General features: G+C 73.0%; 9 protein-coding genes and 2 pseudogenes. 3 read left to right on the forward strand and 8 right to left on the reverse strand.

Features of this window, described 5'->3' with window-relative positions:
- Positions 1-184: 184 nt before the first annotated feature.
- Positions 185-1,687: an aldehyde dehydrogenase family protein gene (locus A6A29_RS11070; RefSeq protein ID WP_073719851.1), complete on the reverse strand. Its 1,503-nt coding sequence runs from the start codon at positions 1,685-1,687 to the stop codon at positions 185-187.
- 403 nt (positions 1,688-2,090) lie between these two features.
- On the opposite strand from A6A29_RS11070, the pseudogene A6A29_RS47960 reads away from it, so the two are divergent.
- The 3 genes and pseudogenes from A6A29_RS47960 to A6A29_RS47970 form a co-directional block, all read left to right on the forward strand.
- A pseudogene (locus tag A6A29_RS47960) lies at positions 2,091-2,330 on the forward strand (beta-galactosidase trimerization domain-containing protein); the annotation flags it as partial.
- A gap of 70 nt (positions 2,331-2,400) precedes the next feature.
- Positions 2,401-2,580, forward strand: a pseudogene (locus tag A6A29_RS47965) (hypothetical protein); the annotation flags it as partial.
- Positions 2,581-2,715: 135 nt separating this feature from the next.
- Entirely contained in the window at positions 2,716-2,880 is a 165-nt protein-coding gene (locus A6A29_RS47970) for a Beta-galactosidase C-terminal domain (RefSeq protein ID WP_385727614.1), read from the forward strand.
- A gap of 82 nt (positions 2,881-2,962) precedes the next feature.
- Here A6A29_RS47970 and A6A29_RS11080 read toward each other — a convergent pair whose 3' ends face one another.
- The 7 genes from A6A29_RS11080 to A6A29_RS11110 all read right to left on the reverse strand — a co-directional run bounded on the left by A6A29_RS11080 (position 2,963) and on the right by A6A29_RS11110 (position 14,634).
- Complete coding sequence (locus A6A29_RS11080) at positions 2,963-4,891, reverse strand: aKG-HExxH-type peptide beta-hydroxylase (RefSeq protein ID WP_073719852.1); 1,929 nt, start codon at positions 4,889-4,891, stop codon at positions 2,963-2,965.
- 62 nt (positions 4,892-4,953) lie between these two features.
- Positions 4,954-5,145, reverse strand: a complete 192-nt coding sequence (locus tag A6A29_RS11085) for an aldo/keto reductase (protein ID WP_073719853.1) — start codon at positions 5,143-5,145, stop codon at positions 4,954-4,956.
- A gap of 101 nt (positions 5,146-5,246) precedes the next feature.
- Complete coding sequence (locus A6A29_RS11090) at positions 5,247-6,410, reverse strand: effector-associated domain 2-containing protein (protein WP_073719854.1); 1,164 nt, start codon at positions 6,408-6,410, stop codon at positions 5,247-5,249.
- Positions 6,407-7,576 (reverse strand): hypothetical protein, encoded by a 1,170-nt coding sequence (locus A6A29_RS11095; RefSeq protein WP_073719855.1) that lies wholly within the window; start codon positions 7,574-7,576, stop codon positions 6,407-6,409. The genes A6A29_RS11090 and A6A29_RS11095 overlap by 4 nt, the downstream gene beginning before the upstream one ends.
- A 187-nt stretch (positions 7,577-7,763) precedes the next feature.
- Positions 7,764-12,086 (reverse strand): FxSxx-COOH system tetratricopeptide repeat protein, encoded by a 4,323-nt coding sequence (fxsT, locus tag A6A29_RS11100; protein WP_073719856.1) that lies wholly within the window; start codon positions 12,084-12,086, stop codon positions 7,764-7,766.
- A complete protein-coding gene (locus A6A29_RS11105; RefSeq protein ID WP_073719857.1) occupies positions 12,086-13,147 on the reverse strand; it encodes an AAA family ATPase in 1,062 nt (353 codons plus the stop codon). Before A6A29_RS11105 ends, fxsT begins: the two co-directional genes overlap by 1 nt.
- Positions 13,144-14,634: a VMAP-C domain-containing protein gene (locus A6A29_RS11110; RefSeq protein ID WP_241838419.1), complete on the reverse strand. Its 1,491-nt coding sequence runs from the start codon at positions 14,632-14,634 to the stop codon at positions 13,144-13,146. Before A6A29_RS11110 ends, A6A29_RS11105 begins: the two co-directional genes overlap by 4 nt.
- Between the last annotated feature and the right edge of the window lie 9 nt (positions 14,635-14,643).

A 14,643-nucleotide genomic window follows, 5' to 3' on the forward strand; every position in this document is an offset into this window, starting at 1 on the left:
TGAACGTGCGGGCGGGCGAGAGGGCGAGCGGGCGTGAACGTGCGAGCGGGCGCGGCCACGCGTGTGAGCGTGAGCGCGCGGGCGTACTGCACCTGCGGCTTCTCTGTCGCGACTTCTGCCTCTGCGACTTCTCTTTGCGGCGGCTGCTTCTGCTTCTGCTTCTGCTCCGAGCAGGCGGGCGGAATCAGCCGGCGAACCAGCGCTGCGGCCGCGGGTTGAGGTTCTGGTAGATGTGCTTGGACTCCCGGTACTCCGCGAGACCGGTGGGGCCCAGCTCGCGCCCCGTACCGGACTTGCCGAAGCCGCCCCATTCGGCCTGCGGGAGATACGGGTGGTAGTCGTTGATCCATACGGTGCCGTGGCGCAGCCGGCCCGCCACGCGACGGGCGCGGCCCCCGTCGGTGGTCCAGACGGCGCCGGCGAGGCCGTAGTCCGTGTCGTTGGCCAGGGTGATGGCCTCCTCCTCGGTACGGAACGTCTCGACGGTGAGGATCGGGCCGAAGGTCTCCTCGCGGACGACCCGCATCTCCCGATGGCAGCCGTCCAGCACGGTCGGGCGGTAGAAGTAGCCGCCCGCCGGCCGCTGCGCGGAGGGTTCGGGGCGGGCGCCGCCGGAGCGGACGACCGCGCCCTCGGCACGGGCAGAGGCGACGTACGCCTCGACCTTGGCGAGCTGCTCCGCAGAGACGAGCGGGCCGCACTCGACACCCGCCTCGGTGCCCCGGCCGAGCCGGATCGCGTCGGCGCGGCGTGCCAGTTCGGTGACGAAGCGCTCGCTGACGGACTCCTCGACGATGAGCCGGGCCCCGGCCGAGCAGACCTGCCCGCTGTGGAAGAAGGCGGCGTTCAGGGCCTGGTCGACAGCGGTGTCGAAGCCGTCCTCGGTGGCGCAGGCGTCGGCGAACACCACGTTGGGGTTCTTGCCGCCGAGCTCCAGGGCGACCTTCTTCACGGTGGGCGCGGCGGCCTGCGCGACCTTGGTGCCGCTGGCGAGGCCGCCGGTGAAGGAGACCAGGTCCACGTCCGGGTGCTCGGAGAGCCGGGCCCCGACCGGGTGGCCCGCACCGGTGACGAGATTGGCCGCGCCGTCGGGCAGCCCGGCCTCGGAGAGCAGCCGGATCAGGTGGACGGTGGAGAGCGGCGTGACCTCGCTGGGCTTGAGCACGAAGGTGTTGCCCGCGGCGAGCGCCGGGGCGATCTTCCAGCTGGCCTGGAGGAGCGGGTAGTTCCAGGGGGCGATCAGGGCGCAGACACCGACCGGCTCGTGCACGACGATGCTGTGGACGTCGGGGTCGCCCGCGTCCACGACCCGGCCGCCGCTCTCGTTCATGACGAGGTCGGCGAAGTAACGGAAGGCGTTGGTCACGTCGTCGACGTCGACGCGGCCCTCTTCGAGGGTCTTGCCGGTGTCGCGGCTCTCGGTGAGCGCGATCTCCTCGCGGTCGCGCTGGAGCAGGCCCGCGACGCGGCGGAGCAGCCCGGCACGCTCGGCGACGGGCCTGTGCGGCCACGGACCGTCGTCGAAGGCGCGGCGCGCGGCGGCGATGGCGGCGTCGGTGTCCGTGACATCTGCCTCGGCGACGACCGCGAGGACGGTGGCGTCGGCGGGGTCGAGGATCTCGCGGGTCGCGCCGGATCCGGCGGCCCGCCAGCTGCCGTCGATGTGGATGGTGCTGAGCGCCGACATGTCGTGTTCTGCCTTCCGTGCCCGAAATGCCCCCACCGGTTCGGCCGGGAACGTTCTGCGCGGTGGACCGGAGTGCGGCCGCACCAGCAGCCTGGACCCCTCCCCGGTACGGCGGAATGTATGCCCGGATTTTCACCCTGGGTGACATGCCTCACTTCGGGCAACCGGACGGCCCGGGACCTCGTCCCGGCCCGGCGCTGCCGTCCGGTCCCGGTCCCGGTCCCGGTCCCGGGCACGGGCACGGGCACGGGCACGGGCACGGGCACGGGCACGGGCACGGGCATCGGCCCGCCCCGGTCCCTGGTACGGACACGGACGTCGGCCCGTCGCCGTCCATCCGCAGCGTCAGGGGCCCGCTGGTCAGTTCGGTGGCCGTGCCGTCCACGCGGGTGCGCGCGGTGCGGTGGCGGTCCTGCACGACTGGGACGCGTGGTGGGCCGGCACGCAGGAGGGCCGTCCGTCCTCGCTCCTGGAGTACACCGATGTCGTCCGGGCCTGGCACCGGGCGCTCTGGGAGCAGGGCACCGCCACCGACTTCGCCCGCCCCGCGGGGGACCTGACCGGCTACCGCATGGTCGTCGTGCCGCAGCTCTACCTCCTCACGGACGCGGCGATCGACAGCCTTCTCGCCTATGTGCGCGGCGGCGGAACCCTGGTCTGCGGGTTCTTCACGGGGATCGCCGACGGTGACGACCGGATCAGACCCCGGCGGCATGGACGGCAGGCTGCGGGAGCTGTTCGGCGTGCGTACGGGGCACGAGTGGTGGCCCCTGGAGGCGGACGCGTCCGTGGAGTGCGACGGATTCACGGGGGGGGGCTCTGGTCCGAGGAGCTGGAGGCGGACGGGCACCGGGGAGGTCCTGGCCGCGTACCGGGGCGGTGAACTGGACGGGCTGCCCGCCGTCCTGCGCAAGGGCGGCGCCCGGTACGTGTCGACGCTGCCCGAGCCGCAGGGCCCTGCGGGACCTGCTCGGCCGGGCGGCGACGGCCGCGGGCGTACGGTCCGGACTGCCCGAGGGGCGGAGGCGGTGCGCAGCGGCACTCCGCTGTTCCTGCTGCACCACGGCCGGGACACGATGACAGTGGAACTGCCCGGTGCGTACGTCGATCTGCTGACCGGCACGAAGACCGGGGGCCGGGTGGTGCTGGGCCGCTACGGCGTCGCCGTACCGAAGGAGACCGGCGCGCCGTGACCGACGGGACGGAACCCGGGGGCCGAGCCCCGCCGTGGTCCGTGCGCCCGGCCCCGGGTGCACCGTGTCCCTCACCCGGAGGTCAGGGTGAGGTCCGGCTTCCCGGTGCCGTCCGCGCCAGCCATCGCGCGATCCGGTCCCAGCTTCCGGGGTCGTGCTCCCCCGCAACGGCCGCGAACCGCTCCGGCCGGGCGAGCAGCCGGCGGTGTCCGGGGCGCAGTACGGCCTGGGCGAGCAGCCAGCCCGCCATCAGGTGCGGGTCGCCCGCGCGGGCGCGCGCCCCGGCCTCGTACCGGTCACGCGCCGCTGTCGCGTCGCCCGCGGTCAGCAGTTCATCGGCGGTGGCCGCCGCGCCGGGCGCCGGACGCGGGCGGAGATAGAGGCTGCCGCGAGTGTCCTGCCAGTACGCGCGGTCCGCGGCCGCCGGAGTGATCAGGGGCGGCTGTCCGGGGACGGACACGGGGAGGTCCCCGGAGCCGAACGCCGTGAGCAGTGCGGTGCGTTCGCTCTCCGGGCACCGCAGATTGCGCAGCCGCCACTCGACGCGGTGGCCGGCCGCGGCGGCTCCGGCCCGCTCCACCGCTCCGCCGTCCACCGGTTCGCGCAGCCAGCCGTCGACGGTGTGCGTCAGCCCCGCGACGAGGCGTCGCCCGGGGCCGGTGAGGCGCGCCCGGGTGGCGAGGGTGCGCAGCACCATACGGGTCTGGAGCCGGCGCAGCGCGAACTGGAAGGGCGCCAGCTCCTCGGGGTCGGCCGCCTTGTCGCCGATCCGGTCCCGCCAGAATCCGGCCACGCCGACGAAGGCGTAGGCGCCGTGGAGCAGTCCCGGCAGATGCCTCGGGTCGGAGCGCCAGGGGGCGTAGTACCGCTCGTCGCGGTCGTCGTCGAGCATCGGGAAGAGGTGGAGCAGGGCGCCGAGTTTGCTGTGCTGGAACTCGTGGACGAGGGTCTCGGCGAGCGCCAGTCCGTTCCCGGGCCTGGCCACCACCATCGAGCCGAACGCGTCGCCGGTGGAGGCACTGAGTCCGGCGGCGGGCACGGGGAGCTTTCGGCCACTGTCCTGCGGATGCCAGGGGACGATCCGGCTGATCTCCTCGGGGCGCAGCGCTCCCGCTTCCGCGTCGCCGCGGCGCAGGACCGACAGCGCGTCCCGGAAGAGGTCCTGCCAGCGGCTCAGTTCCTCGGGACCGACGCGCGAGGGGGCGATCGGCTCGTCCAGGTCCCGGTACGGGTCGATGTCGTCCAGCTGCACCTGGTGCGGTCCGGTGCCCGCGGAAGGCCCGGCTTCGGCAGGCGGGAGCACCGGGAGCCGGTGCACCGGAAGCCAGTGGGCGGATTCGGGGTCGGTGAGCGGTCGCACGACGACCAGGTCTCCGTGGCACCCGCCGGTCTCCCCGCTCGCCCCCGTGCCTGTCGCCTCCCCTGTCCCCCCGCCCGTCGCCTCGCCTGTCGCCTCCCCCGTCCCCTCGCTTGTCACCTGGCCCGCCTTCTCCTGCCGGACCGTGAGCGCGCCCGAGGACACCGTGACGCGCACCGGGTGGAAGGCATCCGCGGGGGGCCGGGGCAGCCTGATGAGGCCCAGCGTGGGGAGGCTGAGTGTCGCCGCCCGCGCGGGAAGCGTCAGCTCGGCGCCGGTACCGGCCAGCAGGGCCGCCGTCGCGGCCACCGCGGCGAGCTGTCCGGCGTCCGCCCACAGCGGTGGCCCGGAGGCGGTGCCGTGCAGGCGGCGCAGGGTGTGGGCGAGCCAGCTGCCGACCTGCGGGCTGAGCAGCAACCGCTCCACGGGCCGCGGTGCCCGTGCGGCGGCCCTCTCCAGCACGGGCCAGATCTCGGCCGCGTCCAGGGGACCCAGGATGCCGGGGTGTTCGTCGAGCCGGTCGAGGAGTTCGCGCAGCAGCAGGAGGCGTCGCGTCCGCTCGCCCTCGACCAGGAACGCCACGGCCTCGCGCGAGCCACCGCCTGCGGCGATCTCGTCGAACAGCGGGCCGGGCATGCGGATCGGGGCGTACACATCGCTCCCTGTCGTAGGCGGTGGCTCCCTGTCCCGGCGTCCTCCTGTCGGGTCCGTCCCGGCTATTCGGCCCGTCCTGGTTCGGAACCGCCGACCATGGCGTTGCCCCGGGCGCGCCGGAGTTCCGCCAGCAGCCGTGGGCCCGGGTCGGGGGCCGGAAGGCGACGCAGATCGGCGACGCTCACGGCCGCCAGGTCCAGGACGTCGCTCTCGACATGGTCGGTGGTGCGGTCGGCGGATACCGGCTCGTACAAGGCGCGCTCCCCCTTCGCGAGCGGTGGCACACGATGCCACCGTTTACTCCATCATGACGAACGGGACCCCTTCCGGAAACCCGTGTGATCACGCCAGTCGATCATTTTCCTGCCCCCTGGGAGGCGATCAACTCCTGTATGGCCTCTTCGAGTTCGGCGGCACGCACCGGATCGACGTCGAACAGGGTCACCGCGTCGAACAGTTCTCCCAGTCTGTCCGGATGCGCCCTGAGCGTCCGTACGATCCCGATGACATCGGTACGCGGCATCGAGTGCCGGGGCATCCGCTCGACGACCGCCGCGGGCAACTCGTTGACCAGAGCCTGCCGTTCGTCACGGTCGTTCATCAGCGGGTAGGCCAGCAGTGCCTCGATGAGCCGGGCGAGCGACCGGGCGGGCGACTGCGCGGGAGCGGGCGAAGGGGCAGGAGCGGGCGGCGGGACCTGTGGGGCTGCCGGGGTCCGGTCGGGCGCCGGGGTCCGGTCGGGCGCCGGGCTGCTCTCGGTACGGCCGGGCCGGTGGAGCAGGAGCGTCGGCTCCTGGTCGGTGCGGCCCGTTGCCCGGAGGGTTCCCAGCCGGGCGCGTACCGCGTCGAAGAGGACGTCGGGGTCGGGCACCGGATCGTCGTCGGGGAGTTCACTCAGCACGATGTCCGAGAACACCCCGGTCCGGCGCTCGGGATCGTTGGCCGCCCGCTGCCCCCGGGTGGCCGCGAACATCAGGACCTGCTCGTGGGCCTGGACCCGCTGCCCCGCCGGAAGGCGTTCGTCCGGCAGCGAGAGCGGGAAGTGGTGGCGCTCGTCGAACGTCTGACAGGCGTCGACCATCCAGGTCTGCCGCCCGAAGCCGGTGACCGCGTCACTTCTGAGGGTGCCGCGGGCCGACTCGACATCGATGTTGCGCCGGTCGGGCACGGTGGCGTCGGCGGTGTAGAGCCGCAGGTGTTCGTCCTTGTCCAGCACCCCGTGTCCGCCCCACCACACCCACAGCGCGTCGCCGCCGCGGGCGGGGATGTCGGTGACGAAGGCACGGCGCAGGGAGTTGTGGTCGGCCGGGCGGTGGGGGACGTCCGGCCGCTCGCCCTCCAGCGGGGCCAGATGCAGCAGGACATTGCTGTGCGGCACGCCGCAGGCCAGCAGCCAGTCGCGGAAGCGCAGGGCGTCCCTGACCGGTCCCGGCAGGTTCCAGCTGTCACCGGCCGCGTACCGCTCGATGCCGACCACCAGGGCGACGACCCGGTGCGGGGCGATCCGTTCCTGATTCACGGGAGCCGTTCCCCGATCGCGCGGTAGACGGCGGGGTCGGTCCAGTAGGCGCTGTGCGCGACGGGGAAGGGCTGCCGGCTGTCGGTGGCGATGTCGTGGGCGCGGCCGGGGAAGAGCGGTTCGGCCGCGTACCCGAGCAGATCCCTGCGGTCGTAGAGATTCAGCCAGTCGGGAACGTGTGCGGGCAGCGGGTCGGGGTGCGCGAGCGTGGGCAGCGCGCCCGTCTCGTACAGGAACGGTCCCTGCGAGCCCACGGTCACCAGCAGTTCCACGCCGGGCAGCGGGCCCGATATCAGCGTGTCCAGGGCGATGATGCCGCCGAGGCTGTGGCCCAGCAGGACCACCGGGGGCTCGGTGGCGGCGACGAGGTCGCGCAGCCCCTGGCGTGCCCGCTCGCCCCTGGCCAGGTACGTGAGAATGTCTCCGGCGGCCGGGTGGGCGGCCTCGGTGAGCGCCCGGCGCCGCCGGACGGCGTAGTGGGAGCCCAGGCGTACGAAGGGCTTGCCGAGCAGGCCGAGCACCGGGCCGCGGCCGGTTCCCGCCGGAGCGGCGCCGAGCCGGACGGCGAGTGCCTCGACGGCGGCGTCCCTGGTGTCCCCGGTGGCCTGGAGCGGCTCGTCGGTGTCGACGGCCGCCGCGATGACGGTGGCCGTCAACGAGCGGGCCAGTACCCAGGGCAGCGCCTCGGTGTCCAGCGCCTCGGCCGCGGGGGCGAGCAGGGGGCTGCGCGCCAGGTCGGCGGCCGCCCGCGCGAGTCCGGGACCGAGCTGTTCGGCCTGTTCCTCGCCGCGTACGGCCAGGTCGGCGAGCAGGGCTCTGGGGCGCTCGTCGGGGAACGCGGCACCGGGCGGTGTGAGCCGTGCGGCGGCTCCCGCGGCGGCCAGGGCCAGTTCGCACCGGGGGTCGTCGTACAGCCGGGCCCAGCCGTCGGCCTCGTCGCCCGGCTCACCGGGGCCCTCGGCGCTCCGGCCGGTCCCGGTGCCCGGCCCGTACGGGATGCTCGCACCGCCCGCCGCGAGCGTGGCGCCGTACCGGTCGCCCCAGCGGTAGGCGGCCGGGCGCACCCCGGGGGCCACCGCGGCGAGCCCCTCCGTGATCCGGCCGAGCAGGCCGGTGAGGTGTGGTTCGCGCACCCCTGTGCCGTGGACGAAGAGCACCGTGGTCATGTGTTCACCCCGTTGGTCGTGACTGCCGGAACCGCTCTGTCGGCCATGGTCACCGGGACCGCTCTGTCGGTCGTGGTCACCGGAACCGGCCCCTTGGCCGTGCTCGCCGGAACCGGCCCGCCGACCGTGAGGCCGGCGGGCCGGGCACCACACTCCGCTGCGACGGGCCGGTCGCGCGGCCGGCCGGTCAGAGCGGCAGCGCGGCGATGTCGCATTCGATCCGCTGGTGCAGCCGGGCCGCCGTCTGCCAGGGGTGGTCGTCCCCCAGCACGCGTGAGAACCCGTCGATCGCGACCGCGTTGAGCCGGTCCGCCTCCGCCGACTGTCCGAGGCCGCGCTGGTCCAGGGCCAGGTTCGCCGTGCAGACGAGGGTCAGCGGGTGATCGGCCCCGGCGCTCTCGGTGAGCCGCGCCAGGACCGCCGCGTCGGCCTCCTTGGCGCGGGCGAAGTCGAGCCGGGCGTAGTGGTTGTTGGCACGGCTCATGGCGGCGGTGAGCGTATTGAGGTGGCCCTCTCCGAGGGTGCTCTCCAACAGCTGCCAGGCCTGGACGTCCAGGGCCTCGGCCTTGTCGATGTCGCCCTGCGCCCGCAGGGTCGCCGCCAGGTTGACCTTGGCGAACTGGGTGTGCGGGTGCCGGGCACCGACCACGGTGCGCAGACCGGCGAGCGCCTGCTCGCCGAGCTCCCGGGAGCCCGCGAGGTCACCGTTGAGCCGCCGCTCGACCATGGTGTGGATGGCGGCCGCCAGGGCGTCCAGGTTGTTGAGGCCGTAGCGGGTGGTGAACCGTTCGAGGTTCTGCTCCGCGAACGCGGCTCCTCCTTCGAGGACTCCGGCCCTGCGCCGGCACACGGCGAGGAGCAGCGCGGCACGGATGGTGGCCGCGTTGCTCTCGCCGAAGTGGGTGACGTATGCCTGGTAGTTGGACTCCTGGAGGGCGCGGGCGCCCAGGTAGTCGCCGTTCTCGCGAATGTCGATGGCGAGACCGTTCAGCGTGTTGAGCGTGAGGCCGCTCGCGGGTCCGTAGAGCAGCTCGCGCTGGCGTGCCGTCTCCTCGTCGATCTCCCTGGCGGCGGCGAAGCGCCCACTGGCCCGCAGGGAGACGCAGTAGTCGTGCGCGGCGCTCAGGGTGGCCGGGTCCTCCGGTCCGAACATGTCGCTCGCCCGGGTGAACGCCTCCTCGTCGAGGTCGCACGCGGCCTGGAACTCGCCCCGCTGGCGCAGTGCTCCGGCCATCTGCCACATGGAGTCGATGAGTTCCTCGTCCGGGATCTGCGCCCCGCGCGAGATCGCCAGCGCCCTTTCGTTGTGCGCGGCCGCCTCCTCCGAACGGCCGAGCAGCCGGAGGTAGAAGCCCAGCAGCTTGGTCATCCGGATGACGTGCAGGTCCTCGTCGCCGGACTGGGCGCGCCAGGCGGTCCACGCCAGACTGGCCTGCGCCGCGCCCGACTCGTGGGCGCCCCAGTAGTAGAGGAAGAAGACCATGTCGTAGACCAGGTCGCGGACCCAGGCGTCGGAGCTCTCCACCGCTCCGGAGGCGATCACATGGGGCAGGATCGCCTGGTAGGCGGGCCATTGGTCCGGCGAGGCGGGGGCCCCGGGCTTGGCCGTGGTGAGCAGCAGGTGGGCGGCCCGGGTCATCTTGACCCGCTCCTCCTCGTCGAGCCTGGCCACGATGACGTTCTGCATCAGCCGGTGCATCTGGAGGGTGCCGGACTTGTGGTCCAGCCGCACCAGGGACAGCTTGCTGAGGTCGCGGGTGGCGCGCGCGAGCAGCAGGGGGTCGCGCAGGACCGGGTCCAGCTCCGGTGTGATCTCGACGTTCCGGCCGCCCCTGAGGATGTTCAGCGGGATGGGCTCGGGCGCCATGCAGGCGCAGATCTCCAGGAGTTGGCGGGCGGCCGGGTTGTCCTGCGACAGGCGTCCCAGCGAGATGTCCCAGACCGCGGCGACCGGCAGCGGGTAGTCGGGGGACGGGTCGAGTTCGAGGATCTCGGGCCGGCGCTGGTCCAGCAGGTCGAGGTACTCGCTCACCGGCATGCCGGTGGCGGCGTGCCACGCGCCCGCCTGCTCGACGGCGAGCGGCAGGTCGCCGAGGGCGGCGGCGAGCCGGTTCGCGTCGTCGGTGTTCATGCCGCGGGCCCGGCGCTGCAGCAGCGTGATGCTCTCGTCCCGGTCGAACACGTCCACGCTGAGCGGGGTCGCCACCCGTTCCCACTCGCGGTTGCGCGAGGTGACGATGATCTTTCCGGGGCCACCGTTGGGGAAGTAGGACCGTACGGCCTCGATGTCCTCGGCGTTGTCGAAGACCAGCAGCCAGTTGTCGAACGGCTTGCCGGTACGCAGCGCCTCGCGGACGGCCGGGACCGCGGCGTTGGCCTGGGGGCCCACTTCCAGGCCCAGGCTGCGGGCCAGGTCGGCGAGGGCGCCGAGGACCAGGTTCTCCTGCTCCGCCGGGATCCACCAGATGACGTTGAACTCGGCGCTGTGGCGGTACACGTACTCGACGGCGATCTGCGACTTGCCGACCCCGCCCATGCCGTGCAGCGCGTGCGGGAGGACGGCGGTGGTCTCGTCCTCCTGCAACTGCCGCTCCACCGCGGCCAGAAGGCTTTCCCGTCCGGTGAAGTTGGGGTTCTTGGGCGGCACATTGCCCATGATCTTCGGCTGGCCGGTGCGGACGAATCGTAGCTCCGGTGCGGTGCCGTCCATGCTCTGCTCGTCCCTCCGGACATCCTTGGCAGCTGTTACGGGTGTCGTGGGCGACACAGATCCTCCTGGTGAAGCGGCCGGATGCGACCGGAGAGCTGGAGCATTCACATCAAATGCCTCTTTATCATCCCTGATCGCCTCCGCTGCAGAGCCCGCGCCGTGCAGCAGCCGGTCGGCCAGGCGAGCCGCACGATGTCTGTACGGCAGACCGCCCAGAGCACGCAGTACGGCCAGTTCGATACGGAGCCAGGAGGGCCCGACTCCGCTGTCCGGGAGCGCCGTTCGCGCCGGGTCCCGCAGGGCCGCCCGCAGTCCGATGCCCTGCGCCTGGCCGGCCCGCGATGCGGCGAGCAGGCCCACGGCCCTGGCGAGCTGAGTGCGGTTGCCGGTCGCCAGCAGCGCCTCGCGCACCCCTTCGGCGAAGTCGGGGCCGCCCTCGCCGTCGCGCTCCCAGTCGATCAGCCCGCCCATCATGATCTCCGCCAGATGGTCGGGTCCGGACTCGGGCAGGGCCCGGTCGCGCAGTTCCTCGATGACATCGAACCGCATCGGGGCGACCGCCAGCAGCACGGCGAGCTGCCGGGCGAGCGGACTGGCCAGCGAGACGAACCTCCGTACGGCGGCCACCGCCGCACGGGGACCGTCGATCCGGGGGCGGCGCAGGCCCGGCGCCGGTACGCCCTTGGCCATGGCTCCGGCCAGGACGACCGGGAGCGTACGGCGCACACCGCGTTCACCGGTGATCAGATCGGCCCACGAACGGAACGATCCGGGGCGCAGACTCAGCACGGGCACCGGTACGGAACCGTCGTCCGGGTCGGGCAGCCGGCGCGCCCGCTCCCCTTCGCCGTGCGGTGGGCGGCAGTGGAAGTGCCGGTTGAGCGCGCCGAATCCGGCCGCGTCCAGCTCGGCGCGGAACGGGTACAGCGAGGACCTGTGGCGCAGATACGGCGGCAGCAGATGGACCAGCGCGGTGGGCCCGCCGGAGGTGAGCCGCTCCAGCAGTTCGTCGGCGCCGCGGCCCGCCCAGCCCCGGGCCAGACCGTCGGTGACGACGAGGAACAGCCGTGAGCCGCGCCCGTCGAGCAGTTCGGCGGGGTCCGCGTGCCGGTCGCCCGGCCAGCGCAGCACCGGTGCCCCGTCTCCGGAGAGCGCGACCTCGACCGTACGGACGTCGCGGAAGGCTCCGCTGCGTACCGCCTCGTCGGCCAACTGGCGGACGGTGCCGCCCCATACGGGCATGGTGGGGGCGCTGTCGACGAGCAGCATCAGGTCGAAGGCGCGCTCGCGCACCGGCCGGAGGTAGGGGATCCACAGCCCGTCGCTCAGTCCGCACTCCGCGGTGCGCGCCTCGTCCAGCCGGCTCAGGTACCGCGAGGGAACACGCCGGCCCAGCCCGCGCAGGGACTTGGCCAGGCGGAGGGGCGCCATCCGCCGTACGGGGCGCGTCGCCGCCGGAATGGCCTCGTCCGGCCGGGCGGTCCGGGTCTCCTCGACCGAGCGCAGGACGAGCTCGCGCAGCTCCGTGTCGTAGGTGCTCCCGGCGGGCACCACCTCCGGCGACGTGTCGCCCGGCGGCGGCGGTACCGCGTCGGGAAGGGCCTCCGGATCACCCGGTAAGGGTGCCGGTGCGCCGGACTCCTGGGGTGAGGTGCGTCCCGCCCGTTGCCAGGTCGCCGCCAGCCAGGCCGCGTCGGCGATGTCCTGCCAGCCGAGGTCGCCGCTCGCGTCACGCGCGGTGGCATCGCCGCCCGCCGTGGACGGCGCGTCCGGAGCACGCTCCCGGGGCAAGCCGTTCATCAGCGGCCTTTCGAGAGGTCGCGGAGCAGCATCTCAATCAGCTTACGCCCGTCCGCCTCGGCCTGGAATCCGTCGGCCGTGGTGAGTTGCACGGCGTTCAGCAACTGGTCGACCGACTGGGTACCGCCGCCGTGCAGCCGTCGTTCGAACTCGTCCACCAGGGCCGTGATGCCCTCCGGCCGTCGGCGCAGATGGCTGACGACGATGGAGATCAGCTGCTCCCGGCTGGGCGGGCGCATCTCCAGCGGCAGACAGCGGCGCCGGAACGCGGCCGGGAACTCGCGTTCCCCGTTGCTGGTGATCACCACGACCGGGAACTCCGCGCACTCGACACGGCCGGCTTCGATGACGGCCCGGCGCTCGGGGTCGTCGGTGAAGACCGACACCTCACCCACACTGCTGCGGACCAGCTCCGGAATGTCGTAACTGCCGTTCTCCAGCACATGGAGCAGGTCGTTCGGCAGGTCGATGTCGCTCTTGTCCAGCTCGTCGACCAGCAGTACCCGCGGGCGCCCGTAGGCGAGCAGGGCGGTCCCCAGGGGCCCCAGCGTCACGAAGTCCCCCAGGTCGGGCGCGCCCGTCCCGTCGGCCGCGGGCGCCGTGATCCCGTCGTCGCCGCCCGCCCGCCATGCCGCGATGGCCTGGGCCCTGCCGATGGCGTCGTACTCGTACAGGCCGCCGCGCAGCGTCGTGCGGCTGACGATGCTCCACGGCAGCACCCGGCCCAGCCCCAGCTCGTGGGCGATCAGATAGGCGAGGGTCGACTTGCCCACTCCGGGCGGTCCCGTGATGAGCAGCGGGCGGCGCAGCAGGAGCGCCGCGTTGACGGCGTCGATCTCCTCCTCCCGCAGTTGCGGGCCTTCCTGCACGACGCCGAGGCGGCGCCGGGTGGCCTGGGCGTCGTCCGGCGGCGCGGGCTGCAGGGGGCTTCCGGCGAAAACCCGCCAGGGCGGCGGTTCGGGAAGCCGGGGAGGCTCCCCGGCGGGCTCCTGCCCTGTCGCGTGGAACACCCTCCAGGAGGGCGGCGTCACCTGCGGTACGGATGTGTCCTGCTCGGTCATGCTGTCAGCTCCTCCTCGCAGTCGACCAGCCGGTTGGGGTCGTCCCAGAAGAATGCGATGTGCCTTCCCAGAAGCAGGCTTCCGCCATCCAATTCCTCAGCACCTTTACGCAACTGTCGTACTTTTGATGCCAGTTGGGCCGGATTATGCCCCAGCAGCACCGTCAGTACCTCGCCGGACTGGGCCGGACTGTCCGGTCGGCGGTCCCATGCGGCGAGGCCCACCCCCTCCGCGATCGCGGCGGTGAGAGCCTCCAGGCCGTGTCCCGGCAGGGCGGGCACGTCGAGGATCACGGCGGTCAGCCGCGGCTCGGATGCCAGCGTGGCTCGCCAGCGGTCGAGCTGTTCGGTCTCTCCGGTGCGCCAGCGGTGGGGCTCGGCGGCTCCGGCCGTTCTCAGCCGCTTCCAGCGGGCCCGCCAGCGCCGCAGCTGCGCGGGGTCGCGCGTCCTCATCCGTTCGAGGCTCCGCAGGTTGATGTGGTAGCGAAGGCCGAGGGGAAGCGGGTCGAGAGACTGTGTACCCAGTTCGAGACGGGCCATGTCGTGATTGAGCAAGGGGAACGGGAGCACGAACTCGACCTGCACGGGAGGCTCGTTCTCCAGCTCCGGCACATCCGCCCAGCGGGCCTCACCGCTGCCGATCGCCCGGTCGACCGCTCCGGCGAGGGTGTCGAGGGTCGCACGCTCCACCTCGCCCGCCACCGGCTCCCAGTAGCCGGGGGCCGGATTGACCCAGTGCCGTACGAAGACATCGGCCGAGCCGTCATCGGCGGGCTCCACCATCACGACGAGACAGCGCGGCACCTCCGGGTCGGCCCTCGACGGGGCCGCGATCCCGCGCCGCCGTTCCGCCAGCGCCTCCACGGCTTCCGTACCCGCTTCGCGGGCCCAGCGGTCCGACCACTCGCGCAACTTGCCGCCGACCGCTTTCGACTGATGGGCGATCACCTCGACCAGCACCAGAGCGGGAGGTAATCCGTCGGCCTGCGTGTTGACTTCGCGCAGATAGTCGAAGCGCTGGAGGGGCGACAGCCCATAGGGGACGTCGACGCCCAGTTCATGGCCGAGAACGGCGTGCAGGCGGCCGTCGTCGGAGTCGCGCACCTCGCCGAGCAGCCGCCCGATCTCCCGCAGGGCGCCCTCGCTGAAGACCGGGGCCAGGTCCGCGGTCGCCCCGCCGGGGCCGGAGCTGTCGACCAGTCTGGCCAGCCGTGCCGAGTCCTCGGGTCCCGAGGCGACGCTGACGCCGAAGATCAGCGCGTCGAGCCCGCCGTCACGTTTCAGGACGTCCATGACGAGCGACAGCATGTCGACCCGCGGGTTCTTGCGCAGGTAGTTGATCTCGGTCCGGAGCTGAAACGCGACCAGGGCGACGAAATGGATGCACTGCTCCGGATCGCGCACGCAGGCCAGCGCGCACAACTCGTCGACCAGCGCTCCGACCAGAAGCGGATCGGTCTCCCGCGATCCCCTCGGCGCGTGTGCCACCACCGACCC

This window comes from Streptomyces sp. TSRI0281, assembly GCF_001905125.1.
In the GTDB taxonomy this organism is placed as follows: domain Bacteria; phylum Actinomycetota; class Actinomycetes; order Streptomycetales; family Streptomycetaceae; genus Streptomyces.

Excerpts from the sequence above, each read along its gene's own strand:
- A6A29_RS11070 (WP_073719851.1), bottom strand. The coding sequence starts at position 1,687 with ATGTCGGCGCTCAGCACCATCCACATCGACGGCAGCTGGCGGGCCGCC.
- A6A29_RS11095 (WP_073719855.1), bottom strand. The coding sequence starts at position 7,576 with ATGACCACGGTGCTCTTCGTCCACGGCACAGGGGTGCGCGAACCACAC.
- fxsT (WP_073719856.1), bottom strand. The coding sequence starts at position 12,086 with ATGAACGGCTTGCCCCGGGAGCGTGCTCCGGACGCGCCGTCCACGGCG.
- A6A29_RS11105 (WP_073719857.1), bottom strand. The coding sequence starts at position 13,147 with ATGACCGAGCAGGACACATCCGTACCGCAGGTGACGCCGCCCTCCTGG.